The sequence below is a fragment of the Mycolicibacterium neworleansense genome, assembly GCF_001245615.1.
GTDB lineage: Bacteria > Actinomycetota > Actinomycetes > Mycobacteriales > Mycobacteriaceae > Mycobacterium > Mycobacterium neworleansense.
In genome coordinates this window covers 574,645-586,698 of record NZ_CWKH01000003.1, presented here as the reverse complement: position 1 = coordinate 586,698, position 12,054 = coordinate 574,645, and the positions used below count along the sequence as shown (strand labels likewise).

11 protein-coding genes are annotated in these 12,054 nt (G+C 68.2%); 3 read left to right on the top strand and 8 right to left on the bottom strand.

Annotated elements, in window-relative coordinates; translation table 11 throughout:
- Positions 1 to 57 precede the first annotated feature (57 nt).
- The gene (locus BN2156_RS27330) at positions 58 to 2,067 is read left to right on the top strand and encodes an SGNH/GDSL hydrolase family protein (RefSeq protein ID WP_090518081.1); all 2,010 of its coding nucleotides are present in this window, start codon (positions 58 to 60) and stop codon (positions 2,065 to 2,067) included.
- 3 nt (positions 2,068 to 2,070) lie between these two features.
- Here the strand turns inward: BN2156_RS27330 and BN2156_RS27325 are convergent, their stop codons facing one another.
- Positions 2,071 to 2,364: a chorismate mutase gene (locus BN2156_RS27325; protein ID WP_167346324.1), complete on the bottom strand. Its 294-nt coding sequence runs from the start codon at positions 2,362 to 2,364 to the stop codon at positions 2,071 to 2,073.
- Between the two features lie 19 nt (positions 2,365 to 2,383).
- Between BN2156_RS27325 and pcrA the strand changes: the two genes are divergently transcribed.
- A complete protein-coding gene (gene pcrA / locus BN2156_RS27320; RefSeq protein WP_090518079.1) occupies positions 2,384 to 4,720 on the top strand; it encodes a DNA helicase PcrA in 2,337 nt (778 codons plus the stop codon).
- Here pcrA and BN2156_RS27315 read toward each other — a convergent pair.
- From BN2156_RS27315 to BN2156_RS27290, 6 genes are all read right to left on the bottom strand, one after another.
- Positions 4,717 to 5,145, bottom strand: coding sequence for a hypothetical protein (locus BN2156_RS27315; RefSeq protein ID WP_090518078.1), 429 nt, complete (start codon positions 5,143 to 5,145; stop codon positions 4,717 to 4,719). The genes pcrA and BN2156_RS27315 overlap by 4 nt on opposite strands.
- Before the next feature lie 89 nt (positions 5,146 to 5,234).
- Positions 5,235 to 5,645: a 4Fe-4S dicluster domain-containing protein gene (locus BN2156_RS27310; protein WP_090518077.1), complete on the bottom strand. Its 411-nt coding sequence runs from the start codon at positions 5,643 to 5,645 to the stop codon at positions 5,235 to 5,237.
- Positions 5,642 to 7,234 (bottom strand): FAD-dependent oxidoreductase, encoded by a 1,593-nt coding sequence (locus tag BN2156_RS27305; protein ID WP_090518076.1) that lies wholly within the window; start codon positions 7,232 to 7,234, stop codon positions 5,642 to 5,644. The genes BN2156_RS27310 and BN2156_RS27305 overlap by 4 nt, the downstream gene beginning before the upstream one ends.
- The gene (locus BN2156_RS27300; RefSeq protein ID WP_090518075.1) at positions 7,218 to 7,952 is read right to left on the bottom strand and encodes an ABC transporter ATP-binding protein; all 735 of its coding nucleotides are present in this window, start codon (positions 7,950 to 7,952) and stop codon (positions 7,218 to 7,220) included. Before BN2156_RS27300 ends, BN2156_RS27305 begins: the two co-directional genes overlap by 17 nt.
- Positions 7,949 to 8,845: an ABC transporter permease gene (locus BN2156_RS27295; RefSeq protein WP_090518074.1), complete on the bottom strand. Its 897-nt coding sequence runs from the start codon at positions 8,843 to 8,845 to the stop codon at positions 7,949 to 7,951. Before BN2156_RS27295 ends, BN2156_RS27300 begins: the two co-directional genes overlap by 4 nt.
- A complete protein-coding gene (locus tag BN2156_RS27290; RefSeq protein ID WP_090518073.1) occupies positions 8,824 to 9,783 on the bottom strand; it encodes an ABC transporter substrate-binding protein in 960 nt (319 codons plus the stop codon). The genes BN2156_RS27295 and BN2156_RS27290 overlap by 22 nt, the downstream gene beginning before the upstream one ends.
- Positions 9,784 to 9,970: 187 nt before the next feature.
- Here BN2156_RS27290 and BN2156_RS27285 point away from each other — a divergent pair, with 187 nt between their 5' ends.
- Positions 9,971 to 11,173 (top strand): cytochrome P450, encoded by a 1,203-nt coding sequence (locus BN2156_RS27285; RefSeq protein WP_090518072.1) that lies wholly within the window; start codon positions 9,971 to 9,973, stop codon positions 11,171 to 11,173.
- Here the strand turns inward: BN2156_RS27285 and BN2156_RS27280 are convergent.
- Positions 11,156 to 12,043, bottom strand: coding sequence for a hypothetical protein (locus tag BN2156_RS27280; protein WP_131725213.1), 888 nt, complete (start codon positions 12,041 to 12,043; stop codon positions 11,156 to 11,158). The genes BN2156_RS27285 and BN2156_RS27280 overlap by 18 nt on opposite strands.
- Positions 12,044 to 12,054: the final 11 nt, after the last annotated feature.

The window sequence follows — 12,054 nt, the reverse complement described above, 5'->3', positions numbered from 1 at the left end:
TCACGTCTGCTCGCCGGGGATAGTCTTGGCGTTCAACGCAAGACGGGAGGGCATGACGTGACTGCGGCGCCAGTCCGTGCTGCCAGCCGGCGTCGGCGTACCTCCATCCGGCGCGACATCCCCGCACTCGACGGCATCCGCGCCATCGCCGTGGCCCTGGTGCTGGCCGGCCACGGCGGCGTGCCGGGCATGGGCGGGGGCTTCATCGGCGTCGACGTGTTCTTCGTGCTCAGCGGATTCCTGATCACCTCGCTGCTGCTCGACGAATACCAGCGCACCGAGCGGATCGACCTGAAGGGATTCTGGATCCGCCGGGCCAAACGGCTGCTGCCCGCCATGGTGCTGATGACCTTGGCCGTGGTGATCGCCCGCCCGTTGTTCCCGTCCGAGGCGGTCGAATCGCTCCGGGAAGACGCGGTCGGGGCGTTCTTCTGGATGGCCAACTGGGTGTTCGTCGCGGCCGACACCGATTACTTCAGCCAGGGCGCCACCCTGTCACCGTTGCAGCACACCTGGTCGCTGGCGGTGGAGGAGCAGTACTACCTGCTGTGGCCGCTACTGGTCCTGGGTGCGGCGCTGCTGGTGCGTCGCCGCTCACCCGAAGCGGTGCGGGCCGTGGTGTTCGGGCTCGCGGTGCTCGGTGTGGTCGCCTCGGCGGTGGCGTCGATCTGGGTGTCCGGCGATCCCGCTGAGCTCAACCGCGTGTACTTCGGCACCGACACTCGCGCTCAGGCGCTGCTGGTCGGCGCGGCGGCCGCGGCGCTGCTGGTGCGTGACTGGTCGGCGCTGACGTTGTCGGGCACGTTGATCCGGGCCCGGTGGCGGCGCTGGGTCGCCTGGACGCTGCCGGTGATCGGGGTGGCGGTGCTGGCGGTGGCCGCGCACCTGGCGACCGGCAGCGCCGACGAGTTCCACCACGGCCTGTTGATCGTGGTAGCGCTGGGCGCGGTGCTCGTCGTCGCCCCGGTCGCGCTGGATCAGGACGGCTATGTGGCCCGGGCCCTGGCCTGGTTCCCGCTGGTGACGCTCGGCGTCATCTCCTACGGCGTGTACCTGTGGCACTGGCCGATCTTCCTGATCCTCAACGGCGAGCGCACCGGCCTGTCGGGCTGGTCACTGCTGGCGCTGCGATGCGCGGTGACGATCGCGGTGTCGTGGGTGTCGTGGTGGGCGATCGAGCAACCGATCCGGCACTGGCGCCCGCAGCATGTCCCGATGTTGCGGTTGGCCGGTGCCACGGTGGCCACTGCCGCGGTGGTGACGTTGACGGTCGTCCCGGTCAGTGCGCCGACCCGTCCGCCGGGCCCGGACGTGATGTCGGCCGCCGCGTCCGAGCAGGATGTCGGCGCGGAGCGAGCCGTCCCGGTGGGACCGCAGCCGGCGCTGGCTCCCGGTACCCGGACCGTTGCGGTGTTCGGCGATTCGGTGGCCTGGACGCTGATGCGGTATCTGCCCGCCACGCCCGGATTTCATTTCAGCGACTACACGACGATCGGGTGCGGCGTCGCGCGCGGCGGCCCGTACCGGTCGGCGGGGGAGACGCTCAATCAGAAGCCGGAGTGCGATTCCTGGCCGGAGCGCTGGGCACAGCGGATCGCACATGACCGCCCCGAGACCGTGCTGTTGATGATCGGGCGCTGGGAGGTCGTCGACCGCATGTGGCGCGGCCGGTGGACCCACATCGGCAACGACGCCTACGACGCCTATCTCAAGAGCGAGCTACAGCGTGCGCTGGACATTCTCAGCTCGACCGGGGCGCGCGTGGTGGTGACCACGGCTCCGTACAACCGGCGCGGTGAGCGGTCGGACGGGACGCTGTATCCGGAGGATCAGCCGGGCCGGGTGCAGGCGTGGAACACCATGCTCCGGACTGTCGTCGCGCAACGCCCCAACGTGTCGGTGCTGGATTTCAACGCCAAGCTCAACCCGGACGGCAAATACACCGCGAAGATCAACGGGGTCAGGATGCGCAGCGACGGCGTGCACCCGACGTCCGAGGCCGTGCAGTGGCTGACGCCGTGGCTGTTGGATTCGTTGAACACGCCCGCGAAGCCGGCGGGCCGGTAAGCGTCAGTGGCCCAGCCGGCCTCGGCCGAGCTGCAGCAGCAGGATGGCCAGATCTTTACCCTCGGGACCCAGGACGCTGTAGCGCTCGATGACCTGCATTTCACGGCTGTGCACCAGGCGGGTGCCGCCGGAGGCCATCCGCGCTTTGCCGATCAGCTTGGAGACCTCGGCGCGGCGCTGGACTGCGGCGAGGATGGTGGCGTCGAGTTCGTCGATCTCCCGACGCAGGTCATCGATCTCAGGCACAAGCTGATAGTCCCAGTCGGCCCGTGCCAGCGCAAAACTGTCCCCGCCCAGCGGTAAGTTTGAACACAAGATGACCACTTCCCCCGTCGCCTCGCCAGTTGCTGCAGATGTTGATGAACTTCTTGACGGCTTGAACCCGCAGCAGCGCCAAGCGGTGCTGCATCAAGGGTCGCCGCTGTTGATCGTCGCGGGCGCGGGGTCAGGCAAGACGGCGGTGCTGACCAGGCGTATCGCGTATCTGCTGGCCGCCCGTGACGTCGGGGTGGGCCAGATCCTGGCGATCACGTTCACCAACAAGGCCGCTGCCGAGATGCGTGAGCGGGTGGTCGGCCTGGTCGGCCCGCGGGCACGCAACATGTGGGTGTCGACGTTCCACTCCACCTGTGTGCGGATCCTGCGCAACCAGGCCTCGCTGCTGCCGGGGCTGAACTCCAACTTCTCGATCTACGATTCCGACGATTCCCGGCGCCTGCTGATGATGATCGGCAAGGACATGGGGTTGGACACCAAGCGGTATTCGCCGCGGCTGCTGGCCAACGGCATCTCCAACCTGAAGAACGAGTTGATCGGGCCCGAGCAGGCGGCCGCGGAAGCCTCTGAGGCCGCCGAGGAGATGGCCGGCATCATCGCCCAGGTCTACGGCGAATATCAGCGCAGGCTCCGCGCGGCCAATGCGCTGGACTTCGATGATCTGATCGGGGAGACGGTCGGCATCCTGCAGGCCTTCCCGCAGATCGCCCAGTACTACCGGCGCCGGTTCCGCCACATCCTGGTCGACGAGTACCAGGACACCAACCATGCGCAGTACGTGTTGGTGCGGGAGTTGGTGGGGCACCACCTCGACGAGAACGACGGCGTGGGCCCGTCGGAGCTGTGCGTGGTGGGTGACGCCGATCAGTCCATCTACGCGTTCCGCGGGGCGACGATCCGCAACATCGAGGATTTCGAGCGCGACTATCCGGACGCGACGACGATCCTGCTGGAGCAGAACTACCGCTCCACCCAGACCATCCTGAACGCGGCCAACTCGGTGATCGCCCGCAACACGGGCCGCCGGGAGAAGCGGCTGTGGACCGAGGAGGGTGAGGGCGAGCTGATCGTCGGCTACGTCGCCGACAACGAGCATGACGAGGCCCGCTTCGTCGCCGAGGAGATCGACGCTCTCGCCGACAGCGAGGGCTTGAAATACGGTGACGTCGCGGTGTTCTACCGCACCAACAACTCCTCGCGCGCGCTGGAGGAAGTGTTCATCCGCGCCGGGATCCCGTACAAGGTGGTCGGTGGCGTCCGGTTCTACGAGCGCCGCGAGATCCGCGACATCGTGGCCTACCTGCGCGTGCTGGACAATCCGGGTGATTCGGTGAGCATGCGCCGCATTCTCAATACCCCGCGCCGCGGCATCGGTGACCGGGCCGAGGCCTGCGTGGCGGTCTACGCCGAGAACACCGGGGCCAGCTTCAACGATGCGCTGCAGGCTGCCGCCGAGGGGCGGGTGCCGATGCTGAATTCCCGCTCGGAGAAGGCCATCGCGAGTTTCGTGGAGATGCTGGACCAGTTGCGGGCCAAGCTCGATGACGAGCTGGGTGATCTGGTGGAGGCCGTGCTGGAACGCACGGGCTACCGGCGTGAGTTGGAGGCCTCCAGCGATCCGCAGGACCTGGCCCGGTTGGACAACCTCAACGAATTGGTCAGTGTCGCCCACGAATTCAGCACCGACCTGGCCAACGCCCGGGCTTTGGCCGAGCAGGGCGAGGGCGAGCCACTCGACGAGGACATCCCCGACACCGGGGTGCTGGCCCAGTTCCTGGAGCGGGTGTCTCTGGTGGCCGACGCCGACGAGATCCCCGAAGACGGCGCGGGCGTGGTGACGATGATGACGCTGCACACCGCCAAGGGTCTGGAGTTCCCGGCGGTGTTCGTCACCGGCTGGGAGGACGGCATGTTCCCGCACATGCGGGCATTGGGCGATCCCAACGAGCTCTCGGAGGAACGCCGGCTGGCCTACGTCGGCATCACCCGGGCCCGTAAGCGGCTGTATCTGTCGCGGGCCAAGGTGCGCTCGTCGTGGGGGCAGCCCATGCTCAACCCGGAATCGCGGTTCCTGCGCGAGATTCCGGAGGACCTGATCAACTGGCGGCGCATCGAGCAGCCGTCGTCGATGAGCGCGCCGGTCGGCAATGCCGGCCGTTACGGGACCCCGCGCCCGTCGCCGTCACGGCCCGCGCCCGCCCGCAACCGCGCGGTGATCACGCTGGAGCCCGGCGACCGCGTCACGCACGACAAGTACGGTTTGGGCCGCGTCGAGGAGGTCTCGGGTACCGGCGAATCGGCGATGTCACTGATCGACTTCGGCAGTGCCGGTCGCGTCAAGCTGATGCACAATCACGCGCCGGTGCAGAAGCTCTAAGCCAGGCACCAACGTCGGGTGCCGGGCAGTAACGCACAAATCGCCGTGAGGGCCGGCAGGCCCAGGGAGCTCACCAGCGATGCCGTGGCCATCGTGCCACTGAACATGTAGCTGCTGATGGCCGACAGTGCCACGGTGAGGACGGTGCCCGCCACGATCAGCGCTGGGCCGGATATTCGACGGCGCAGCAATCTGACTGCGCCCTGGATGAACAGCGCCGCCGCGATGAGCATGCCCACCGCGGTCACCGGCAGGACCACCAATGGATAACGCAGGAGGGCGGTGCCCATGGGGGAGGCCACCCACACGGCGAATGCCGAAGATCCCATCGCCCACAGACTCGCGACGCCGCAGAGCAGGCTGAGGGCGACGGTGATGATGGCAAGGCTGTTGCGCGGGGCGGCCTGCGCTGGTCTTGCGAACATCCGGGGCGATCCTCCTCACCGTCTGCGCAAACGTAACAGGCTGAGAGGTCGGAGACGCACAAAATTGTCCGTCGGCCGCAGGCGGATGGTCAGGCTTGCCTCTGATGATTCCAGGGGCCCTCCGCGAGATCCGCGGGCGTGCTCAGCCGTGGCTCGGCCAGCGGTGGAATCGAGGTGAGCACCGGATTCTGGTCCAGCCGTGATCCGGGCGTGCGTCCCCCGCCCCAACCCACCATCTCCCGGTAGCCGCCGAGCAACCCCGCGCCGCTGACCGCCGATTCGGACGCGTGCGGGCTGTCGGCGCCGACGGGAGTGGCGACCGGGGAAACGTAGAGCGCGTCGGTGGGGCAGTAGGCCTCGCACATGAAGCAGGTTTGGCAGTCGGACTGACGGGCGATGACGGGGACTCCGTCGGCGCCGCGGTCGAAGACGTCGGTGGGGCACACCTTGATGCAGACGTCGCACTTGATGCACGCCGAGCTGCTGACGATCTCGATCACGCCACGGCCTCTGAGGAGATGAGTTGCGGGGCAACGGGGTCGGGTGCGGTCCAGACCTGGTCCAGGCCGCCGACCAGGATGCGGTGCTCGTAGCGGTGATCGGAATCGGGCAGGTCCTCGCGGCGGTGCAGGCCGCGGCTTTCGGGCCGGGCCAGGGACGCCGCGGTGATCCAGCGGGCCGCGGCGACCATGGCCTGTGCCTGACGCTGCTTGTAGACGTCACGCGGGGCCACCGGTGCCAGGCCGTCGGCGATATCGCGCCACACGGCTTCCAGGGCATCGGCGGACTCTTGCAGCCGCTCTTCGGATTTCAGGTAACTGCGCTGTGGCGGCAGGACATGCGACTGCGCGGCCGCCACAACATCCTCGACCGTTGGCGCGCCCGCGCGCGAGCGGGGCGCGACTATGGCGGGCTGACCCACCTGTGCCCGCCGGGTACGGCTGAACTCGGCGGCACCGCGCCCGGCGAAGGTGCCCGACGCGATCGCCCACGAGCCGTTGCGGCTGCCACCGCCGGACAGCGCCCCGGTGATGAGCTCGCGGGTGGCGGCGTCACCCGCGGCATACAGGCCGGGAACCGTTGTCGCACAATCGGCCCCGGCCAGCCGTAGGCCGCCGGTGCCGCGCACCGACCCCTCGTAGACCATCCGCACCGGGTAGGCCGTGATGAACGGGTCGATGCCGGCCTTGTCCAGCGGCAGGAAGTAGTTGGGCTGGGCGTCGCGCATGGTCTGGCGGATGTGCTCGGGGGCGCGGTCCAGCCGGGCGAACACCCGCTCGCCGCGGGTCAGCGCGCGCTGCGCGTCCTGCCGCCCGCTGAGCCCACGCTGAGTGGTGAACGGCCGGCCGTGCTCGTCATAGAAGCTGCCCCACTGCAGCATTCGGCCCTTGGTGTGCACGCCCCACTCGGGGGCCAGCGCGTATGCGGTGCAGAACTCCATGCCGGACAGGTGCGCGCCGTGTTCGGCGGCCATCAACAGACCTTCTCCGGTGTCGACGTTGGTGCCGAACGTTCCGGACAGGAAGGCGGTTCCGCCGGTGGCCAGTACGACGGCGCCCGCGGCGATCTGCCATGGCCGGCCGCCGTCCTGGCGCGCGATACCGGTGGCGCCGGTGATGACCCCGTCACGGTCGGCAGTCAGGTCGAGCGCCGGGTGGTGATCGAGGATGCGCACGCCGCTGCGGTGAGCCTTGCGACGCATGCGGCGCATGTATTCGGGCCCCTGCAGGCTACTGCGCATCTCGCGGCCGTCGGCGCCCACCGGAAAGGGGTAGCCCCACTCGGACAGGTGCTCGAGCCGGTCCCATGAGGTGGCCAGCACCCGGAACATCCAGTCGGAGTCGGTGATCCGCCCGGCTGCCAGCTCGCGTTCCCGCACGGAATCCTCGCGCCGCGGGCCCGGGCCGATCGCCCACAGATTGTTGCCGCCGGCGGCGGTCGCACCGCTGGTGCCGCAGTAACCCTTGTCCACCAGGATGACCCGGGCCCCGGATTCGATCGCGGAGATGGCCGCCCAGGTGGCTGCGGGGCCACCGCCGATCACCAGGACATCGGTGCGGTACACCTCGGGGTCAGCGGGAGCGGTCATGGCCTACTTCCTCTCGGACGCCGAGCTCGGCGAGCAGCACGCGGCGCAGCTCGTCGAATCCGTCGTCGCTTCGGGTGCGGGGGAACGGCAAATCGACGCGACGGTCCAGTGAGACCTGCCCACCCGAGAGCACCACGACCCGGTCGGCCAGCAGGATCGCCTCGTCGACGTCATGGGTGACATGCAGGACCGCCATGTGCCTGCGGGACCACAATTCGTGCAGCAGCCCGTACATCTTCAGGCGGGTCAACGCGTCGAGCGCGCCGAACGGCTCGTCGAGCAGCAGCAGGTCGGGTTCGCGGACCAGGGCGCGGGCCAGTGAAACCCGTTGCGCCTCACCGCCGGACAAGGAGAGCGGCCACGCTCTGGTCTTCTCCGCCAGGCCCACCTCTTCGAGTGCGGACCGCCCACGCGCGGTCCGGGTGGGCGCGTCGGGGCCGGCGTCGGGCAGTGCGAAGGTCACATTGGCCAGCGCGCGCCGCCACGGGAGCAGCCGCGGGTTCTGGAACACCACCGCCCGGGAGCGGGGCACGCGCACCGATCCGGTGACCTGGCCGTCGAGACCGGCCAGCACGCGCAGCAGCGTGCTCTTGCCCGAACCCGACCGGCCCAGCATCGCGACGAATTCACCGTCGGCGATCTGCAGCTCGAGGTTCTCCAACACCTGCTGCTCGCCGAAGGCCCGATGCAGGCCCTGCACCTCGACCACGGTGCTCATGCCGGCGCTCCCAGCCCCTCGAACCCGTTGCGCCAGGACAGCAACAGCCGCTCCAGAATCCGCACCAGGGTGTAGGACAGCAGGCCGGCGACCGCGTAGATCACGATGACCAGCAGTGAGACGTCGAACTGCAGGTTGGTCTGGGCGCGCGACATCAGGTATCCGATGCCCTGGGTGGTGTTGATCATCTCGGCGAAGATCAGGCTCAGCCACGCGCTCGACAGCCCGAGGCGCAGGCCGACAAGGAAATTCGGCATCGCCCCGGGCAGGATCACCTGGGTGATGAGAGTGCGCCGGCCGGCCTCCAAGGTCTGCGCCATCTCGACGAGCTGCCGGTCCACGCCGCGGATGCCCGAGTAGGTGTTGATGTAGATCGCGATCGCCACACCGGTGGTGATGAGTACGACCTTGGGGCCCTCGCCGATGCCCATCCAGATGATCAGCAGCGGAGTCAACGCGAAGTTCGGTACCGCCTTGAGGATCTGCATGGTCCAGTCGAGCAGGTCCTCGCCGGTGCGGGTCAGCCCCGCCGCGACCGCGAGCAGGACACCGATCAGGATGCCCAGCACCGTGCCGGTCAGAACCCGGATGGCAGAGGCGCCGACATGGGTGGCGAGCTGACCGTCACCCAACAGTCGCCACGCGGTGGCCGCCACCTGGGTCGGAGGCGGGAACAGGTCGGCGTTGAGCAGCCCGGTGGCCGAGCCGATGGTCCACGCCGCCAGGATCAGCGCCGGGCTCATCAACCGGCGCACCGGCCGGGGAATGCGCGCCCACAACCCTTTTCGCCGGCTGTGGCCGCCGACGACCTCGACGAGCTCCGGGCCGGTGGGCGGGGTGCGGACCGCTTCGGCGCTGGTGACCGCTGCGGTCACGACTTGGCTCCGGCCCATTCGCGGACCGAGTATTCGTTGTCGAACGAGCCGTCGGCATTGAGGAACTTGTAGGCCGCCTCGAGTTGGTCCACACCCACCTGCGGGAACGGCTCGGTGTTGAATTCCTCGGCCCGGGTGGACTTCTGGACGAACGCCAGGTCGGTGTCATCGGTCTGGGCAACCCAGGCCAGATACTCGTCGAAGTTCTCGGTGATGTCGCGGTTCACCGCGGTAACGGCTTGCTGCCAGGCGCCGGTGAACTCGGGGTGGGCGTCGGTGAAGGAGGTGAGGGCGATATTGGTGCCGGTGCTGCCGAACCCGTGACGCGACAGGCTGTCGATGATGGGGAAGCCCTTGGACTCCAGCTCGGCCGCGCTGGCGCCGGTGACCACGGCCGCGTCGATCTTGCCGGAACTCAACCCCGCGATGGACTCGGGTGTCGGCACGTCGCGCACCTGGATCTGGCCGGTCAGGCCCGCGGCGTCGATGAGCTGGCGGGCGGCGCGGTCGCGGATGGTGCCCTGCGGGGCGGTGACATCCTTGCCGACCAAACCCTTGATGTCGGTCGGCCCGCCCTTGGCGCCCACCAGCCAGGCGTCGCCGTTGACCGAATCAAGAGACAGCAGAACCACTTTCGGGTCGCGGCTGCGGGCCCGGAGGGCCGGGTTGTCGCCGATGGCGGCGACGTCGATCGCGCCGGCGAACAGCGCCGAGGCGACATCGCTGCCCGATTGGAAGAACGAGTACTCGATCTTGCCGACCCCGGCGGATTTCAGCTGTTCGGTGAGGATGCCTTGCCGGTCGCCCCAGCCCAGCGAGCCCGCCGGAGTGCCGGTCACCGAGGTCGCGCCGACGCGCAGGGTGTAGCCGTCGGCCTTGGTGTCGTTGCTGCTGCAGGAGATTGCCGTGGTGATGAGGGTGAGCGCAAATGCGGTGCGCAACAAGCGGTTGAACATGGGAGCGGGCCTCCGAGGGGTCATGCGTGAGCACACGCGAATCCGACTCAGTAGACGCCCGCCCGCGATTTCGGGTCGACGGTTTGGCTCAGGCTGACTGGAAGAATGCTGTGAACCGGTGATTGACCGCCCGACCAGCCACACAGTAGGTTGGAACAACTATTTGGTACGGGAGGGAAGCGGACCGGTGACGACGCAGCAGGCGGTGGAGCTCTACTACGACCCGTTCGACAACGACATCGACGACGATCCGTACCCGGTCTGGAAGCGGATGCGCGACGAGGCCCCGCTGTACTACAACGAGAAGTACAACTTCTACGCGCTGAGCCGTTGGGATGACGTGGCCCGGGAGCTGCCCAATTGGCAGGCCTACCGGTCAGGGCGGGGGACCACCGCCGACATCCTGTTCAGCGGCATCGAGGTACCGCCGGGCATCCTGCTGTTCGAGGATCCGCCCCTGCATGATCTGCACCGTCGGCTGCTGTCGCGGGTCTTCACGCCGCGCCGCATGCTCGCCGTCGAAGACCTGGTGCGCGACTTCTGCGCAAAGGCGCTGGACCCCCTGCGCGGGCAGGACGGTCTGGACTTCGTCGCCGATCTCGGGGCGTTCATGCCCATGCGGACCATCGGCTATCTGCTGGGTATCCCTGAGGAGGAGCAGCAGAGCATCCGGGATCGCAACGACAAGGCCATCACGGTGGCGTCGGTGGATGCCAGTGCCGACGGAGTGAGCCCGACGATCTTCTCCGATGCCATCACGATGTTCGCCGAATACATCGAATGGCGGGCGTCGCACCCGTCCGACGACCTGATGACCGATCTGCTCACCGCACACATCGAGGAGGCCGACGGGACATCGCGGCCGTTGACGCGCACCGAGGTGCTTGCCTACACCGCGATGATCGCCGGCGCGGGCAATGAAACCACCGCTCGGCTCATCGGTTTCATGGGTCAGCTGCTCGGGGAGCATCCCGACCAACGGCGCGAGCTCGCGGCCGATCCGGGCCTGATCCCTGGTGCGGTGGAGGAGACCTTGCGCTTCGAGCCGCCCTCGCCGGTCCAGGCCCGGTACGTCGCCCAGGATGTCGAGCACTACGGTCGGGCCATCCCCGAAGGGTCATACATGTTGCTGCTCAACGGGTCGGCCAATCGCGACGAGTCGAAGTTCACCGACCCCGACCGGTTCGACATTCACCGCACCGGCGGGCATCTGAGCTTCGGTCAGGGCCTGCACTTCTGCCTGGGTTCGGCGCTGGCCCGGCTGGAGGCCCGGGTGGCATTCGAAGAAGTGCTGAAACGATGGACGGACTGGGAGGTGGACTACCCCAACGCTTTCCGCGCCCACACGTCCAGTGTCCGCGGCTGGGCGAGGCTACCGGTCAAGTTCTGAGGCATGCGCGGGCGCCGCAGCCGCCAGCACCGCGGTGACGACGGGCGCGGTGAGCGTGAGCACGACCACCGACGCCGACCTGGGCGCGAAGATCGCTGTCAGGTCGGTGGCCCCGATCTCGTAGAACAGCCGGTCCAGGTCGGTCCAGCCGAAGATGCCCTGCGCCACCGTGATGATGCATCCGGCGATCACGAAGGAGCGGCCGGCGGCGGCACGGAAGGAGATCAGTATCGCGCCGACAAGCAGCACCGCCGCCGCTACGACCGAGACGACGAGCGGCTCGAACATGGCCAGGGCCCACGTCGCGCCTGGCGATGTCGGCATCAGCCCCTGCCCGGTGATGTGCGGCCATCCGAGGTCGAACTGCTTCTTGGCCAGCCACAGGTGATAGACGGCCATTGCCACCGCAAGCGCCGCGACGAGAAGCCTCGGGCCACGTTGGGCGCGGGACGTCGACGCGTCGGGAACGCGTGCGGCGCTGAGTGATTCAGTGCGTGCGAGCAGGCCGACGATAAGCGTGATGATCGACAGGGCGAACCATCCCCAGCGGTGCGCCCCGAGCCTGCCGAGATCCGGCCATACGGCCAGCTCGATGACTGTCAGCACGATCGCAGCCGCGCTGCCCGCGATCACCCACAAACGGCCGCGGGTGTTACGCCGGCCCAGAAGCGCTGCGCCGGTGAAGAAAGCTACCGTGACCGCAGTCAGCGCCACGAGATTGAAGATCGAATGGCAGTACCGCAGGGGACCGGTACTGAGGCCGGAGCCGATTGCGTACCAGGCCCCCAGAAGCGCCCGCATCGTCGCGGCGATCCCGAGCAGGCCGCATATGTAGGCAAGAACAATTACGGGAAGCGCAGTTGGACGCACCGGGCAAACCT